The sequence below is a fragment of the Brevibacillus invocatus genome, assembly GCF_003710915.1.
Classification (GTDB): Bacteria; Bacillota; Bacilli; order Brevibacillales; family Brevibacillaceae; genus Brevibacillus; species Brevibacillus invocatus.
This window is the reverse complement of sequence record NZ_RHHR01000051.1, coordinates 1-15,128: the sequence shown is the minus strand read 5'-3', so window position 1 is coordinate 15,128 and position 15,128 is coordinate 1. Positions and strand designations below refer to the sequence as shown.

Here is a 15,128-nt window from a genome sequence, read left to right as displayed (position 1 = left end):
ATTATAGTATACATGAATATTAGAGCTATTTCGCATGTACATATAGGTAGGTATGCCTTTTGTTGGGCAAAAAAAATAGCGCCGACTTCCTGCATCAATTAAGTCGAAAGCGCTAATCCCCAAGTTGGATTATACTAGTTGTTATGGATTACATTGCTATTATCTCACTGGTTGATCGTTGGTGCATTACGTAAATATTGGTAAATTCGACAGGGAAAAAGGACTGGAGTCTCCAGTCCTTCTTTACTTATCCTGCCTAAGGTTGAATATCCGCTAGAATCTTCTCGATATCCTTCACCATCAGATCAGCCGCGATGATGCCTCCAGCCGAATTCCAAATCGCTTCATTCACCTGATAGACATGTCCTTTTTTCTTTACATTCAAATTCTGCGCAAGCGGGTCACTCAGCCATTCCTCCGCGGTTTTGCTTGCTCCCGTGTCTCCCTCGCGATCGGAAGTAAAGTAAAAGAAGACATCACCATCCAGATCAGCCATTTGCTCTTTGGCGAGATCTTGGGTAAATTCATCCTTATTCTGCGCTTCCGGTCTAGCAAAGCCCATCTTGTCTAACATCACACCTGCAAAATTGTTCTTATAGTACACTCTTACTTTACCTGGCTGAAAGCGTGCCAGGGAGATTTCCAGCTTGGTTTTATCACCTAGCTTTGTCTTGGCTTCCTCGATTTTTTGATAAAATTCGTCGAGCACCTTTTTGCCGTCTTCTTCTTTATTCAATGCTTTCGCATACAACTCAAAGTTCTCGATCATGCTATCGCCCAGGTTTTCTGTAAACACGGTCGGAGCAATCGCTGAAAGCTGCGTATGAATACTCCCACCACCTATAGAGGTGGGGGTTTCTTATGTGTCGTCCTTATCGGACGCTTAACACAAGCGGAGTTGACACAGCGACAGCCGACAGGCCGTCCAACCCCTCTATTCCATTAGCGAATACCTTTGGAACTTCTTTTCGCAAAATGTTGTAGGCTCCGTTCACATCAGCATTGATCAATGTCCCGTTTGCGCAACGGTACATGCCACGGTGAATTCGCTTCCCTGAAAAGGTTGCGATTGTATCGCTTTCACCATACGTAGGGATGTCGTCGTTATCCAGGAAGCTTGCTTTTGAAGTGTAGGATTCTTCCCTCACGATGGTTGTCATCCCTGACCGCTTTGCCTTGTAGCGAATCATTTGAATCAACAGGTTGTGCGGAATGTGGCAAAACGATTGATTGTTCCTTTTGCCCATATTGGATTCGCTTTTCCATTGGGTGTTATGACCAATGACAATCGTTCCGATCTGCTCTTGTAAAGCGATTTCCACAATGGCATGACTTGCCTTATGGAAGATGTCCTTGATTTTGAGAAATCGCTTGCGATGCAAACATTCCAGTCGTTTCGAGGTCTTTTGTCCTTCATGCGACTTCTTCCCTTGGCGCAAAATGCCAACATAATACGCCTTTTGCTTGTTGTAATACTGATTGATCGACTTGACAACTTTGCCCTTGACCAACGTTGGTGTTCTGCCTGTATTGGTCACAATGGTTGCAAGGTTATCAATGCCCAGATCAATCGCCATCACTCGATCCAAAGGATGCTGTTGCGGTTGCTCGTCACAAGTAAAAATGAGTTCCACCACATAGCGTCCGTAGGACGGAATCACTCGTACTTGCATAAGCCTCCCGTTTGTAAAGCCCACTTTCCCAATATTCAACCGTTGCTTCGTAAAAGGAAGCTTCAAGAACCGATGATTCTTGATTTCGCAATCCTGATTCGTGAAAATGAACTCTTTTTGTGGAGTACGGCAATACTTCGGAATCCGTGGCTTTCCTGACAAGGAAGTTGGATTGCTCTTATACTTCTTGATTAAGGCAAAAAAACTCTTCCAATTTTGAAACGCTACTTTCATGATGTTCTGACTGCTTTGCGTCGGTAAGGCTCGATAGTTTTCCTGCCCCATCGCTTTGAACAGTGCATCGAGGAAGTGGTAGCTGAGCATCGGATCTTCCTTGATTGGAAGGGGAAACAGGTTCGCTTTCACGTCTTTACGCTGCTCCTCAGGCTTCATGCCTTCCTTTGCCACCTTTTTCTGGAAGGCAAGAAATTGATTCTCATTCATTGCATCCAAATGTTGATGAATGAGGTCCATCACTTCCTGTTGGAGGGGTTGAAGCTCCTTGCCTTGGGTGAGAGCCGTATACACCTGCCGAATGAAGAAGTTCGTGGTGTTGTACAAGCTTTTGGCTTGTTGACACAACTGCTGAAAGTACGGAAAGAGCCGATGTCCTGGTTGGATCCAGATCTGGTAGGTTTGGTAGGAACCTTTGTCGTGCATGTGTTTTCACCTCCTTTTGCAAGCGTTCTGCATACGGAACATACGTTCGTTTTGTTCTCTTTGATTATATGCAAAAGAAGGAAAAAAGAAAAGCGATTCACCCCACCACTTATAGAAGTGGGGGTACTCTCGCTTAACTTAGATAGATTTTTTCCTGACGAACCTTGGTGCCCAAAATCAGATCGGGCTTCAGACTCGCAATCAATTCTACGTTGGGCTGTACCTCATCTCCTACTACTTCTACCCCATCCATTTGATCCTTGATATGGTCAAACCAAGGATTCCCGATCCATGACTTCACCGCACCCACAGGCTTGATCCCCAAGACAAGTAGACTTTCCGTACCTTGAGTGGTCAAGACGACGACCCGCTGCGGCGTTCCCTTGACGACAGTCTCCCCCATCGCGTGGGTAATGGTACGTGTCTCCTCTGCTGCCGACTGTGCATTGCTTTCTGCCGGGGTGCTTTGCTGTGGAGCTGTCTGTTCGGCTGCTGGCGGTGCCGCACTTTGCGTGCCTCCTCCGCAACCAGCCACCAGAAGCGACATGATGAGTGTCATGAACAGCCATACTCTTCCTTTGGACAACATCGATTTCTCCTCCTCTAATTGATCACTTTAAGTAACAATGAGTATCATTATCAATTAAAAAATGTTAAAAAAAATAGGCGTTATGTAGATGGTCTGCCTCCTTACCTGTTCTCCCGGTGCGCATGGGGCGGTTCCAATGTTACAATTGTAACACTACCCCTTTTTTCTCGTATTTTCAATTCCTTTTGTACCTTTTGCTCTGAAAATAGACAAAATCAAGGATGTGTCACGTTTGTTGATCAACCGTATTAGCCGCTCCCAACAATCGAAGGAATGGATCATCTTATCGCTTTTAAAGCTCATGGAAACCCAGACATACTCCACGATTTCCATTACGGATATTGCTCGCATGCTCCAATATGAGTACCACCGAAACAATGGAGGTACAGTCGGTGAGTTTGATGTTAACAATAACATTGACACCTCTTTCGTTGAAGAAGCTGTCAAGCTGATCGGCACATACGAATAACAAACACGAAAAGCAGCCACCTCAATAAATGGATGGCTGCTTTTTTCATTGAAGTGGCAACGACCTAATTGTTCATCTTATTTTCATGTTCTGGCTTAATGGGATCAATCGTATCCGGTTTGCGACCATATGCCTTGTTCGTCACCCAAATGGAGACCCATATGATTAACACCGACATAATGACCAATACGGCAATAAATCCGGTTGACATGCTCATAACCTCCATCATTCATACTCACTTATCTCTTTACTCCTATTATAGCTGATATCTCCCCCTAACTAGCATGCTTGGTTCTTCCAAATTCGTGAATATTTCTGAATTCTGCTCTTCATCAAGAGAGCGATAGACTGTCTTCCGCAGAAACAGGACATCCTAATAACGCATGCCATACCCTTTTGGAGGTGTCAGATGGATTTTACCAAGATGAGTACAAGCCAATTCGTTGCCAAGATTCACGAAGCTCAGGAAAAAAATATGCGCAGCCGAAAGCATCAAGGCTATGGCCACCCGGAAAAACGCCTGCCGAGCAAGCAAGGCATCTAAGCGCAGGTTTTCCTCCCCCTGTCACAACAAAGCCCTGGAGAGCTTCCCCAGGGCTTTCAAGCATCCTTCTCTTACTTCGCTTCACCGATGTACACTTTTTGACCGTTTTCGTATTTGTACACGTAGACGGACGCGAATTCGTTGTCACCTTTGTCGTTGAAGGTCACATTTACAAATTTCCCTTTGTACTCTTTCGTTTTGTGAACAGCTTCCAGCACTTGTTCACGCGTCGGCTTCTTGCCGCCATTCGCCTTGATCGCCTCTTCCAGACCATTCAGCATCACGCCCATGGAATCATAGCCGAAGGACGTAAAGATTCCCACCTTGTTGCCGGTTGCCTGCTCAAAGTCTGCGATCCACTTCTTGCCTTCCTCAGTGGCTCCTACATCGCCAACCGTCGAAGTGAATACGACGTTATTGGCATTTTCAGCGCCAGCGATTTTCACCAGGTCAGCAGAATCGTAGCCATCTCCACCCATGAAGATTCCGGTAAAGCCTTTTTCACGTGCCTGCTTCACGATGATTCCGGCATCGGAGTAATAACCGCCGAAGTAAATCATTTCCGGATTTGTAGCGAGGATTTGGTTGAGTACAGCACCATAATCTTTCTCGCCTGCTGTCACACCTTCAAAGCCAAGTACTTGTACGCCATCCTTCTCGAACTGCTTTTTCACTTCGTCTGCCAAACCTTGACCGTATGCTTGCTTGTCGTGCATCAAGAAGGCGTTCTTCACACCCAATGTATTTTTCGCAAAAATCGCGGCTTTAGAACCCTGTTGGTCATCGCGTGCACAGATGCGGTGCACAACCTTTTTGCCTTGCTCAGTCAAGTCAGAGCCGGTTGCCGATGGAGATACCATGACGAGGCTCTCTTGCTCATATTGCGCGGCTGCCGTGACGGATGCACCTGTCGTAGCGTGTCCGACAACGCCGACTACATCGGGATTGGAGATCAGCATTTGCGCGACAGCTACGCCTTGTTTCGGGTCAGCCTGGTCATCTTGAGAGGAGAGCTGTACATCGAAACCGAGTTGCTTAAACGCTTCCTGCTTTTCCTTTAACGCATATTCCGCCCCTGCTTTGGCTGTACTTCCGTAATCGGAGTATTGACCTGACATCGGACCTACTACGGCTATGACCAGCTTTTCAGCTGCAGCCGCTCCGCCGCCTCCACTGGATCCCCCGCTATTTTGGGGTGTTTCCCCACCTGATTGCTGTCCGCCGCCTCCGGCACATCCAGCCAACAGTGCGCTAACGGTTAATGCTGCTGCAAGAATTGACAATCTTTTCTGTTTTTTCATCGCATTACATCCCCCTTTTTCCTTTGCAGACAAACTACAGGAAACTGTAACCTATTTTAAGATAAATGGGAAAATTTGCAATAGATAAACTGGTTTTTTGCCTAAATATTTTTTACAGAAGTATATTGACCGTGAAAATGCTAATGCTTGCAGAAAAGAAAATGACCACTCCCAGTCAGGAAGTGGCCATCCATTTTTCTATATACACACAAATCATATATAAATAGATAATATTTGCGTGCAACTTATCTTTATTTTTCGACAGCGATACTCAGGTTATAAGTGCGAGAATTCTCATCATACGTCACTTCAGCACCCAGTTCCTGTGCAATGTAGACAAGTGGTACGAGCACAGCACCAGTCGTTTGGCGAGGCGGGTTAGGGACTCTTGTTTCTTTTCCGTTTTTGTAGGCAAAGGTGCTGTTTTTGTACATACGAAGCGCATATGTGTTATCTTTTGCAATGAGCAGGGACTCTTTCATCGTATCCCATGCCGCTGTACCGCCCAACGCGATCGCGAGGGTGCTGGCATTCACATAAGCCACTCCGTTTTCTGTCACTACGTCTTGTGGGAAGACGAGTTCTTTTTCATTCAAGTTCACTTGAATTTTTTGTTGTTGCACAGGCGCTGTTTGGGCAAAAGCGGCTGTTGCAGCGACACTGCCCGTCAATAGAGCTGCTGTCAACAACATAGCTGGAATTTTCTTTAACATTTTCCACACTCCTTATTTATTAAGAAATATAACCCAATTATGTAACATACGCTTAAAAATTGATTTTTCCTTCTTTTTTCTCCCATCCTTTTCCTATGCAAGGTTTTTTTCCTTCATGCCATCCTAAGAACGACATCTTTACTTGTTTTTTTACGTTGATATCCCGCGAACAAATGTTTTTGTGCACAACCTGTGGATAACATTGTGGATAAAAGGATGTGTTGATCATCGCCGACGAGCGTTTTTATCTGATCTATCAGGAGGCCAGTGACGAGGAGTGTCTGCTGACGATACAACCCTACTCCGACGAAACAGCATTGGGGGAAGCTATTCAAGAGCTGCAGATGAAGCAGGTTGAGGAATACACGATCATCAAGGGCAGGAAAATGGCAGCCACCCTACGTCTGACGGTTGAACTGACAGAAGTGGAGGAATCCAAGAAGAAATAACAGCTGGCTCAAATCGGTTTGAGCAGGTTTAAGGAGAAGCGATCTGGTAATCATGGTAGTGAGGACCCATACATAAGTGTTTGACCTTTACTGACCTTTTGTGTATGATATTCTTACTAAGAGAGGAGGAGGACTAGATGCACATGAATTTAATTCCAACCGTTATTGAACAGACGAACCGCGGTGAACGTGCTTACGATATTTATTCGCGCCTGCTCAAAGATAGAATTATCTTTTTGGGAACTCCCATTAACGATACGGTAGCCAACATCGTGGTGGCCCAGTTGTTGTTCCTACAAGCAGAAGATCCTGATAAGGACATTCACCTCTACATTAACAGCCCTGGCGGTTCCATTACAGCTGGTATGGCGATATATGACACGATGAACTTTATCAAGCCAGACGTATCTACGATTTGTATTGGTATGGCAGCTTCGATGGGCGCCTTCTTGCTTGCAGCAGGTGCCAAAGGCAAGCGTTTGGCCCTGCCGAATAGCGAAGTCATGATTCACCAACCTCTGGGTGGTGCACAAGGGCAAGCAAGCGATATCGAAATCGCAGCAAAACGCATTCTGAAAATGCGTGACAAGCTGAACAGAATCCTGGCTGAGCGCACAGGCCAACCACTGGAGCGCTTGGAAAAAGATACAGACCGCGACAACTTCCTCTCCGCTGCTGAGGCGCTGGAGTACGGACTAATTGACAAGGTTATCACTTCCGAGGCTGCAGCAAAATAATAAGCATGTGTGAAAAGGCAAGACACCCGTTGCTATGAACGGGTGTTTTTGTATGCCAAAAAACAGATTACTAATTAAATTATGCTTGTGGAATATAGGCTTTTCCACTGCGAATCGCATTCGCATAATCCATCCGCCCGAATTGTTCAGCACGTCTGCTTGCCCGCTCCCAATCGTATGGAATGCACACATGCGCAAGCGACCATCCCTCTTCCACTCGCTGCAATATGGCATATTTGGCATGGGGCGAATGAGACTCCATGACATGCGGATGCGGGGATTCCTCATAATATGCCGGAAAACCTACACTCCCCGGATTCACGATCCACTTCCCGTCTGGCAGGAACACATTTTTGGGCACATGTGTATCACCGCATACGATGACCTTCTGCGGGATGGCCTGCAGTTCCGCTGACAGAACCTCAATTGGCTTGTCGGCTACTCCGTCTTCCGTTACCTTCTCGATAAGGCTTGCATCGTCTGTAAAGGGAGTGGCATGGCAAAACAGGATGTCTTCCCATGCACATCCGAAATGACAGCTATGGCTTCCCCGATTTGAAGACTCATACAATCTCCCCCTTTGCTCCTCTCACTATTTCTATCATCCTATCTCCTTTTCCCTTTTTTCCCAACAAAAAACGTCGAGCTGACGACAGAATCTTTCTGTGCCTGCTCGACGACTCTAAAATGGCGTTCAGCTGCTTATCAATACTCTTTTACGTTACCGACTCGTCATCGTCATTCAAAGCCTGTCTTGCAGCAGATCCGCCAGATTGGCCAGACTCGCCCTGCATGGTATCCACGGACGTTTCCTCTACCAGACCGTTCTGATAAGAAACCATGCCACCGCCAAGTCCTTCGTTGATCATCCGATCCACGTCCATATCGTATGCGTCTCGGCCTTCATAGTTAGAATCTCGCTCGCTCATGGTATCCCTCCTTCAGCTCAGCATTATTTTTTCCTATTACATTGATTAGAAATGCCCTGATCGTGAAAAAACATGCCTATATACGCAAAAAACACCTTCCGACGGGGAAAGTGTTTTTCTTGTTCCTAGCTATTCTTCTTTGCTTACCAAGTTCGCAAGACTTGCAACTGCCTGGGGCGCATCTGGTCCTTCTGCCAAAATCGTAATTTCCGTTCCGGAGCTTATAGCGAGGCTCATGATACCCATGATGCTTTTGGCATTTACTTTCTTGTTGTCTTTTTCTACGAATACTTCGGATGCAAAACGGTTGGCCTCTTGTACGAAGAAAGCTGCAGGACGTGCCTGCAAACCGGTCTTCAGATTGACCATAACCTGCTGCTGAACCATCGATGGACCTCCTCACGCGAAAGAATCATTATCCCTTAGTATACCATGTATTTAGATCGAAATATTTTGTTTTTCTCGTAATTTGTCAGCGATTTCGTTAATTTTTCGCAGTCGATGATTCACTCCCGACTTACTGACAATTCCGCTCGGGAGCATTTCACCCAATTCTTTCAGATTGATATCTGGATGAATGAGCCTCAGCTCTGCCACCTCTCTCAAGCGTTTGGGCAAGTTCTCCAGCCCCATTTCCTGATCGATCAGCTGGATATTCTCCATTTGACGAGTGGCGGCATTTACCGTCTTGTTAATGTTCGCAATCTCACAGTTATGCAGTCGGTTTACAGAGTTGCGCATGTCTTTTACGATACGCACATCCTCGAAATAAAGCAGTGCCTGGTGAGCGCCGATCAGACTCAAGAACTCGGTGATTTTTTCGCCTTCCTTGATATAGAGCACATACCCTTTTTTGCGCTCAATGCACTTGGCATTCAATTTATAGCGATTGGCCATCTTGGTAAGAGCTTCACAAAAATCCTGATAGGAAGTGAAAATCTCCAAATGATAGCTGGACGATTCCGGGTGATTGACCGATCCTCCTGCCAAAAAGGCTCCCCGCAGGTAAGCGGCACGGCAGCATGAGGTTTTGACTACATCGGAGGAAATTCCCGGAACAAACGACATGCTCTGGTCCATGATGCCCAAGTCCTGCAGGATTTCATTCGCTTTGTTGGGAATACGCACGATGTATACATTGTTTTTCTTCAAGCGCATTTTTTTGCGAACCAAAAGCTCTGTGTGGATGCTAAACAGCTTTTTGATCAAGGTGTAGATCCGTCTGGCAATCGCTGCATTTTCTGTGGTTACATCCAGCACCAGCCGGCCCGAACCAAATTGAAGACTGCCATTCATGCGAATCAATGCGGACAGTTCCGCCTTGTTGCAGCAATCGCCGGCCTCCTGCATGGTTAGTTCCTTTTTGGTATGCGCGGCGAATGACATTGACACCCTCTCCTTCTCTTTCTTCAGCCCCTTCGCCTGCGCTTGACAAGTGATACAACCTGTTTGCTCACCGCATGTGCATCATGCCTCAGGTAACCATCCTCGAACGTAACCAATGGTTTTGCTACAATATGCAAACCCAGTTGGCGCAGCTGCTTCAGGTCATACCGGACAGGCTTGGCACCCTTTTCCGCGTACTTTTCCAATACGTGAAAGGGAAGTTTTGCTGAATTGACAATGATTGTATCCAAAAATGGTCCACCCACGTGCTGATACATGGCATTCACGTGATGCGAAGCCGCAAAGCCATCTGTTTCACCTGGCTGGGTCATGACGTTGCAAATATAAATCTTGGGCGCCGTCGAACGAGCAATGGCAGAGAACAAGCCACGCACGAGCAGATTCGGAATGATGCTGGTATACAGACTGCCCGGACCGATCAGAATCGCATCGGCATCCGCAATCGCAAGCAGCGCTTCATTCAACGGAGCAGCGTCTGACGGCTCCAGATAGACACGCTTGATTTCTTTACCCGCCAGCGGAATTTGCGACTCTCCAGCCACCAGCGTACCATCCTTCATCTCTGCGATTAACTGGATGGACTGGGTAGATGCAGGCAACACGTCCCCGCGTACCGCCAATACACCGCTCAAAGCCTTGACCGCTGTAACAAAATCACCTGTGATCTCGTTCATAGCTGCAAGTAGTAGATTTCCCAAATTATGCCCGGCTAATCCGGTGCCGGTAGAAAAACGGTATTGCATGACTTTTTCCATCAATGGCTCTGTATCAGCCAGTGCAGTAAGAACGTTGCGAATATCTCCTGGAGGCGGCATATCCATCTCAGCACGCAGACGGCCTGAACTTCCCCCGTCGTCAGCAACTGTTACGATGGCGGTGATATGAACCGGCTCGTACTTCAAACCACGCAACAGGACCGACAGCCCCGTTCCTCCGCCGATTACGACAAGCCGCATCTGCTGTCGCTGAGGTCTCCCCATTCCCTTCGTCGGCATATGTCACCCCATTATTCTCTATTACACCTAACTCTCTTATCTCTTTCCTGCCATCTTATGCTTACTTGCTCTTCTCCATGTCTCGATGGCTGGTTCTGACCGTAAAATCTTGTCCGAAGGTTTTAGCCAGGTGTTCGACAATAGCAACAGAGCGGTGTTTCCCGCCTGTGCAGCCGATTCCGATAACCAATTGGCTTTTGCCCTCGCGCTGATAGTGAGGCAGGGTATAGGCCAAAAAATCGGTCAGCTTTTCAACGAATTCCTTTGTATCCGGATGACTCATCACATAGTCCGACACTTCCCGGTCACGGCCGGTTTTCGGTCGCAGCTCCTCAACATAGTGCGGATTGGGCAAAAAGCGTACATCAAACATTAAGTCGGCATCAATCGGTGAACCGTATTTGAAACCGAACGATTGTAAGTTAATGGTCAATGGCGAGCCCTGCTGACCGTATTGACTGATGATTTTTTCCCGAAGCTGTGCCGGCTTCATCTGACTCGTATCAATAATCTGATGCGCCAAGCCCTTCATCTCTTCCAGCAGTCGACGCTCAGCATGGATGCCTTCCAATGGCGAACCGTTCGATGATAGCGGGTGGCGACGACGCGTTTCCTTATAGCGAGAGACCAGGGTTTGATCATTCGCATCTAGATACAGGATGTGGAAGGAGAGCCCGTTCATCTCATTCAGTCGATCAATGGTTTGGGACAAGCTTTCAAAAAACCCTCTCCCACGCAAATCGATGACCAATGCGACTCGCTCAATACTTCCTCCAGACTGCTGCACCAATTCGGCAAACTTCGGGATCAGGACTGGCGGCAGGTTGTCTACACAAAAGTACCCCAAATCCTCCAGGCTTTGCACCGCAACGGTTTTACCCGCTCCTGACATCCCGGTGATGATGAGCAAGTTAATAGCCTTGTCTTTTCCCATATCCGTCACGCAACTCGCCTCCTACGATTCTGACAATAGCATACCATATTAATCGACATATTCGCATCCTTTTGAGCCCCTCCCCTAAATTCCCAACCTGGAGCGTCGGTTACGCCAACAATGTAAATGGGGAAAAAAAGAGACGTGGCTCAATTTCAGCCACGCCAATCAATTTATATAGATAAGGGGGTTAATTCATTGTCTTTATATTACTCCCCTAATATTTCAGTAATGTTACAACGAAGTTAAGAGATTGTGACATTTTGTTCTTGCAGCTTTTCATTCAGCTCTTCAACATAGTGTTGAGCGGACTGAGCAGCAATCGAGCCGTCTCCCGTTGCTGTTACCACTTGACGCAGCATTTTTTCGCGAACGTCTCCGGCAGCGAATACGCCTTTTACTTTGGTGTTCATTTTCTCATCGGTCAGCACGTAGCCTGCTTCGTTGGTAACTCCGAGACCGCGAACGCTGTCTGTCAGCGGGTCCATACCGACGTAGATGAAGACACCATCTGTAGCCAATTCGCTTTGCTCATTTGTCTTGACGTTCTCCAACAGCACGGATTGAACTTTGCCTTCGCCGCGAATTTCTTTTACCTGGGTATCCCAAATCACGGAGATTTTTTCGTTTTCCATTGCGCGTTTTTGCAGGATTTTTTGAGCACGGAATTGATCACGACGGTGAATAATGGTCACCTTGGAAGCAAAACGGGTCAAGAACACGGCTTCTTCTACTGCAGAGTCTCCACCGCCTACGACAACCAATTCTTTGCCGCGGAAGAAAGCTCCATCACATACTGCACAATACGATACACCGCGGCCGGAAAGCTCTTTCTCACCTGGCGCTCCGAGGAGACGGTGTTCGGCTCCTGTCGCGATGATCACAGATTTTGCCAGGTACTCCTTGTCTCCAGCAAGCACGCGTTTGTATGGCGCTTCGTCGCGAACTTCCTTGATATCTCCATATGCGTATTCAGCCCCAAACTGTTGAGCATGCTCAAACATTTTGGTGGACAGATCTGGCCCCAAAATAGAACCGAAGCCAGGATAGTTCTCAATTTCTTCTGTGTTCGCCATCTGACCGCCTGGAATTCCTCGCTCCAGCATCAGCGTACTCATATTTGCACGAGATGTATATACGGCAGCCGTCATTCCGGCAGGGCCGGCTCCGGCAATAATAACATCATAAATTTTTTGATCACTCATATCCCTCGTCCTCCTTCTCAAGACGTGACTAGAAGCTTCTAATTTAAATTAATTATAAAATAATAATCTATTTAAAATCAAGCCTCGACAATAATTTGACGCACTTTGATACGGTCGCAGCAGATATTCCGTATTTTTTCGCCAAAGCTGCTTGGGATATTTTTTGTTCGCTTACAGTTCCGTATACATATTCTAATGCTGCTATCCATGCTACTGCTTTACGCACTTGCCCCGGATCGTCTGCCGTTTGCTGCAGATACTTCTTCCACGCTTCCAAGCACCACTTCGCAGCTTGTTCATGTCCTTCGTCGTGAAGGAGACGCTGTATTCCCGCTTCGACTGATTCATCAGCTTGATCTTTAACCGCTGTCTTGCGTTCCTCCGCAGCCGGACAGTCTGTAGGAAGCGAGGCTCCCATATCTGCCAGGGCCAGCAAAGCTAACTTTTGCAGCTGTGGATCGGTCGCCTGCTGGTAGAACTGTCGCACAGCCGTCTCTGCCTCATCGTCAGCAATGAGTGACAATGTCTGAAGCACCGCAAACTTCACTTCATCTCGGCCATGCTGCAAGGCCCACAGCAGTGAAGCACGAATCATCGGATCGGTCTTGAAATCTTCCACCCCTGTGAAAGAGGCCGTTTCCCAAGAAACTTCGCGCTGAGGCGGATTGTATTGGTAGGGGATCGGTTTTATAGTTTCCCCTTCCTGTTCGTTTTTTACCATTTGGATATATTGATCAGCGATACCTGCCTCCGGGTCAAGCTGCTTGGCTTTCTGCCACCAACGCAGCGCCTGATCCTTGTGCCCGCTCAAATAGGCTGAGATTGCCGCATAGTGATACGTGCACGCCTCATGGGGACGTCCCGATTTAAGCATGCGATGGTAGTTTATATACGCTTCTTCATGCTGTCCGAGTACGCCCATCGTCGTTGCCAGCTTGTAGATGTTCTCGGGATGGAAGGGAACGACCTTCTTTAGCGTGTCCATCACTTGGAGCAGCTCTTTGGTATGGTTATTATGAGAAAGGAGAACCGCCAAGTTGCATAGCGCATGCAGATTACCCGGCTCTATATCAAGCGTTTTACTGATCGTTTCCAGCGCCTGATCGAAGTCTCCTGCGTAATAGTAAGCCAGGGAAAGATTATTCCAGGCCGGCAAAAATGAAGGATCCGCTTCTACGATTTCTTTTAATGTATCCAGTGCTTCGAGAAAACGCCCTTCTTCCAGACTGCGACGCGCACGCTCATGCTTGCTGTAGATGTCTTCCTTTTCACTCGGAAGAAAGTGACGCGGCGGCATGTCTAATTCAAAATAAATATAATCAAGCAATTCCTCTGCATCTTCTCGGTATGATCCGTTGCTGTCCTCCTGCAGGTAGCGAATTGCCATCTCTTCGGCCATTTCGTAATCTTCCAGGTTTGCATAGTTGTTTGCCATGTAGAAATAGACTTCATACATGGTCGGATCCCACTTCTCTATGACTTCACTCAGAACTTCATTAGACAATTCAAATTTTCCGGTTTCAGCGAGTGCGCTGGCCAGATGGCAGTGGCACTCGGCATTGCTCGGTTCCAGCTCTACCGCTCGCCGAAAAGACCGCAATGCTTTTTCATAGTCGTACCGGTTTAAACATTTCATTCCGCGCTCAACAAAAAACGTAGCATCTTGCTGAAAGTCAACGACGGTTTTTTTCACAATACTTTTGTTATGTTTCATAGAACCTCCAACATCGTAGGAGCAGCACTCCCATCGTACCAGAAGGGCGGCGATGCCACAAGCTGACTAGTCTTGCAAATGTTCTTCCAATAAAAGCATGAAAACACCACTGCCTCTACAGCAAGTGGTGTCTATATCCAGGCTCTTGCCTGAAATTCTGCTATGGAGCGGACGACGGGTCTCGAACCCGCGACCTTCGCCTTGGCAAGGCGACGCTCTACCAATTGAGCTACATCCGCATACCCTGTTGTAAAAACTGGTGAGCCATGAAGGACTCGAACCTTCGACCCTCTGATTAAAAGTCAGATGCTCTACCAACTGAGCTAATGGCTCGTACATGGTGGCTCGGGACGGAATCGAACCGCCGACACGAGGATTTTCAGTCCTCTGCTCTACCGACTGAGCTACCGAGCCATTAAAATACAAATCGCCATTTCTAAGAAATGGCGGAGCTGACGGGACTCGAACCCGCGACCTCCGGTGTGACAGACCGGCGTGAACTCCAACTTCACCACAGCTCCACTAAGGAAGGATCGCTGAATTCGAAAACTATCTTACGGCATCAACGTTGCTTGCACATGGCTCTGAAGCCTTGTTCCTTCAAAACTGGATCTGCATGATTGCTAAGACATGTGGATAAGTCCTCGACCGATTAGTATTCGTCAGCTCCACGTGTTACCACGCTTCCACACCGAACCTATCAACCTCATCGTCTATGAGGGGTCTTACCAGCTTGCGCTGTGGGAAGTCTCATCTTGGAGGGGGCTTCACGCTTAGATGCTTTCAGCGCTTATCCCTTCCGCACATAG

At 47.3% G+C, this 15,128-nt stretch carries 18 protein-coding genes, 4 tRNA genes and 1 rRNA gene; 4 read left to right on the top strand and 19 right to left on the bottom strand.

The genetic code is table 11. The features are described from left to right. Positions 1 to 256: 256 nt before the first annotated feature. The 3 genes from EDM52_RS22305 to EDM52_RS22295 form a co-directional block, all read right to left on the bottom strand. A complete protein-coding gene (locus EDM52_RS22305; RefSeq protein ID WP_276330141.1) occupies positions 257 to 829 on the bottom strand; it encodes an ABC transporter substrate-binding protein in 573 nt (190 codons plus the stop codon). Between the two features lie 43 nt (positions 830 to 872). After that, complete coding sequence (locus EDM52_RS22300) at positions 873 to 2,333, bottom strand: RNA-guided endonuclease InsQ/TnpB family protein (RefSeq protein ID WP_122911118.1); 1,461 nt, start codon at positions 2,331 to 2,333, stop codon at positions 873 to 875. 133 nt (positions 2,334 to 2,466) lie between these two features. Continuing rightward, positions 2,467 to 2,922, bottom strand: coding sequence for an ABC transporter substrate-binding protein (locus EDM52_RS22295; protein ID WP_122911117.1), 456 nt, complete (start codon positions 2,920 to 2,922; stop codon positions 2,467 to 2,469). A gap of 223 nt (positions 2,923 to 3,145) precedes the next feature. Between EDM52_RS22295 and EDM52_RS22290 the strand changes: the two genes are divergently transcribed. Continuing rightward, positions 3,146 to 3,391 (top strand): hypothetical protein, encoded by a 246-nt coding sequence (locus EDM52_RS22290; RefSeq protein ID WP_183185289.1) that lies wholly within the window; start codon positions 3,146 to 3,148, stop codon positions 3,389 to 3,391. A 64-nt stretch (positions 3,392 to 3,455) separates the two neighbouring features. Here the strand turns inward: EDM52_RS22290 and EDM52_RS24865 are convergent, their stop codons facing one another. Further along, positions 3,456 to 3,602: a hypothetical protein gene (locus EDM52_RS24865; RefSeq protein WP_183185287.1), complete on the bottom strand. Its 147-nt coding sequence runs from the start codon at positions 3,600 to 3,602 to the stop codon at positions 3,456 to 3,458. A gap of 198 nt (positions 3,603 to 3,800) precedes the next feature. Here EDM52_RS24865 and EDM52_RS22285 point away from each other — a divergent pair, with 198 nt between their 5' ends. After that, positions 3,801 to 3,935: a DUF4023 domain-containing protein gene (locus tag EDM52_RS22285; protein ID WP_122911115.1), complete on the top strand. Its 135-nt coding sequence runs from the start codon at positions 3,801 to 3,803 to the stop codon at positions 3,933 to 3,935. A 71-nt stretch (positions 3,936 to 4,006) separates the two neighbouring features. On the opposite strand, the gene EDM52_RS22280 is transcribed toward EDM52_RS22285, so the two are convergent. Continuing rightward, positions 4,007 to 5,236 (bottom strand): branched-chain amino acid ABC transporter substrate-binding protein, encoded by a 1,230-nt coding sequence (locus EDM52_RS22280; RefSeq protein ID WP_122911114.1) that lies wholly within the window; start codon positions 5,234 to 5,236, stop codon positions 4,007 to 4,009. Positions 5,237 to 5,487: 251 nt separating this feature from the next. Continuing rightward, on the bottom strand, positions 5,488 to 5,949 hold the full coding sequence (locus tag EDM52_RS22275) for a copper amine oxidase N-terminal domain-containing protein (RefSeq protein WP_122911113.1): 462 nt from the start codon (positions 5,947 to 5,949) through the stop codon (positions 5,488 to 5,490). Positions 5,950 to 6,167: 218 nt separating this feature from the next. Between EDM52_RS22275 and EDM52_RS22270 the strand changes: the two genes are divergently transcribed. Together EDM52_RS22270 and clpP are read left to right on the top strand one after the other, a co-directional pair. Continuing rightward, positions 6,168 to 6,398 carry a hypothetical protein gene (locus EDM52_RS22270; protein ID WP_245997299.1) on the top strand — a complete coding sequence of 77 codons (231 nt, stop codon included), beginning with the start codon at positions 6,168 to 6,170 and terminating at the stop codon, positions 6,396 to 6,398. A gap of 137 nt (positions 6,399 to 6,535) precedes the next feature. After that, the gene (gene clpP, locus EDM52_RS22265) at positions 6,536 to 7,135 is read left to right on the top strand and encodes an ATP-dependent Clp endopeptidase proteolytic subunit ClpP (RefSeq protein WP_122911112.1); all 600 of its coding nucleotides are present in this window, start codon (positions 6,536 to 6,538) and stop codon (positions 7,133 to 7,135) included. A 79-nt stretch (positions 7,136 to 7,214) separates the two neighbouring features. Here clpP and EDM52_RS22260 read toward each other — a convergent pair whose 3' ends face one another. From EDM52_RS22260 to EDM52_RS22200, 13 genes are all read right to left on the bottom strand, one after another. Beyond that, positions 7,215 to 7,706 (bottom strand): metallophosphoesterase family protein, encoded by a 492-nt coding sequence (locus EDM52_RS22260; protein WP_122911111.1) that lies wholly within the window; start codon positions 7,704 to 7,706, stop codon positions 7,215 to 7,217. Between the two features lie 145 nt (positions 7,707 to 7,851). Further along, complete coding sequence (locus EDM52_RS22255) at positions 7,852 to 8,064, bottom strand: hypothetical protein (RefSeq protein WP_122911110.1); 213 nt, start codon at positions 8,062 to 8,064, stop codon at positions 7,852 to 7,854. A 129-nt stretch (positions 8,065 to 8,193) separates the two neighbouring features. Continuing rightward, the gene (locus EDM52_RS22250; RefSeq protein WP_122911109.1) at positions 8,194 to 8,451 is read right to left on the bottom strand and encodes an HPr family phosphocarrier protein; all 258 of its coding nucleotides are present in this window, start codon (positions 8,449 to 8,451) and stop codon (positions 8,194 to 8,196) included. A gap of 51 nt (positions 8,452 to 8,502) precedes the next feature. Further along, a complete protein-coding gene (gene whiA, locus EDM52_RS22245; protein ID WP_122911108.1) occupies positions 8,503 to 9,450 on the bottom strand; it encodes a DNA-binding protein WhiA in 948 nt (315 codons plus the stop codon). Between the two features lie 23 nt (positions 9,451 to 9,473). Further along, complete coding sequence (locus EDM52_RS22240; RefSeq protein ID WP_122911107.1) at positions 9,474 to 10,466, bottom strand: gluconeogenesis factor YvcK family protein; 993 nt, start codon at positions 10,464 to 10,466, stop codon at positions 9,474 to 9,476. 61 nt (positions 10,467 to 10,527) lie between these two features. Continuing rightward, positions 10,528 to 11,409 carry an RNase adapter RapZ gene (gene rapZ, locus EDM52_RS22235; protein ID WP_122911106.1) on the bottom strand — a complete coding sequence of 294 codons (882 nt, stop codon included), beginning with the start codon at positions 11,407 to 11,409 and terminating at the stop codon, positions 10,528 to 10,530. Positions 11,410 to 11,645: 236 nt separating this feature from the next. Beyond that, complete coding sequence (gene trxB, locus EDM52_RS22230) at positions 11,646 to 12,626, bottom strand: thioredoxin-disulfide reductase (RefSeq protein WP_276330140.1); 981 nt, start codon at positions 12,624 to 12,626, stop codon at positions 11,646 to 11,648. Positions 12,627 to 12,672: 46 nt separating this feature from the next. Beyond that, positions 12,673 to 14,319, bottom strand: a complete 1,647-nt coding sequence (locus EDM52_RS22225; protein ID WP_122911104.1) for a tetratricopeptide repeat protein — start codon at positions 14,317 to 14,319, stop codon at positions 12,673 to 12,675. A 163-nt stretch (positions 14,320 to 14,482) separates the two neighbouring features. Beyond that, positions 14,483 to 14,558 (bottom strand) — tRNA-Gly (locus EDM52_RS22220). 18 nt (positions 14,559 to 14,576) lie between these two features. Next, a tRNA-Lys gene (locus EDM52_RS22215) sits at positions 14,577 to 14,652 on the bottom strand. Between the two features lie 5 nt (positions 14,653 to 14,657). Continuing rightward, positions 14,658 to 14,733, bottom strand: a tRNA-Phe gene (locus tag EDM52_RS22210). Positions 14,734 to 14,763: 30 nt separating this feature from the next. Then, positions 14,764 to 14,840, bottom strand: a tRNA-Asp gene (locus EDM52_RS22205). Between the two features lie 111 nt (positions 14,841 to 14,951). Next, a 23S ribosomal RNA gene (locus EDM52_RS22200) occupies positions 14,952 to 15,128 on the bottom strand; the annotation flags it as partial.

Bases quoted from the DNA above. Each gene is read 5' to 3' on its own strand.
- EDM52_RS22300 (WP_122911118.1), bottom strand. From the start codon at position 2,333: ATGCACGACAAAGGTTCCTACCAAACCTACCAGATCTGGATCCAACCA.
- EDM52_RS22295 (WP_122911117.1), bottom strand. From the start codon at position 2,922: ATGTTGTCCAAAGGAAGAGTATGGCTGTTCATGACACTCATCATGTCG.
- EDM52_RS24865 (WP_183185287.1), bottom strand. From the start codon at position 3,602: ATGTCAACCGGATTTATTGCCGTATTGGTCATTATGTCGGTGTTAATC.
- EDM52_RS22285 (WP_122911115.1), top strand. From the start codon at position 3,801: ATGGATTTTACCAAGATGAGTACAAGCCAATTCGTTGCCAAGATTCAC.
- EDM52_RS22280 (WP_122911114.1), bottom strand. From the start codon at position 5,236: ATGAAAAAACAGAAAAGATTGTCAATTCTTGCAGCAGCATTAACCGTT.
- EDM52_RS22275 (WP_122911113.1), bottom strand. From the start codon at position 5,949: ATGTTAAAGAAAATTCCAGCTATGTTGTTGACAGCAGCTCTATTGACG.
- clpP (WP_122911112.1), top strand. From the start codon at position 6,536: ATGCACATGAATTTAATTCCAACCGTTATTGAACAGACGAACCGCGGT.
- EDM52_RS22255 (WP_122911110.1), bottom strand. From the start codon at position 8,064: ATGAGCGAGCGAGATTCTAACTATGAAGGCCGAGACGCATACGATATG.
- EDM52_RS22250 (WP_122911109.1), bottom strand. From the start codon at position 8,451: ATGGTTCAGCAGCAGGTTATGGTCAATCTGAAGACCGGTTTGCAGGCA.
- whiA (WP_122911108.1), bottom strand. From the start codon at position 9,450: ATGTCATTCGCCGCGCATACCAAAAAGGAACTAACCATGCAGGAGGCC.
- EDM52_RS22240 (WP_122911107.1), bottom strand. From the start codon at position 10,466: ATGCCGACGAAGGGAATGGGGAGACCTCAGCGACAGCAGATGCGGCTT.
- EDM52_RS22225 (WP_122911104.1), bottom strand. From the start codon at position 14,319: ATGAAACATAACAAAAGTATTGTGAAAAAAACCGTCGTTGACTTTCAG.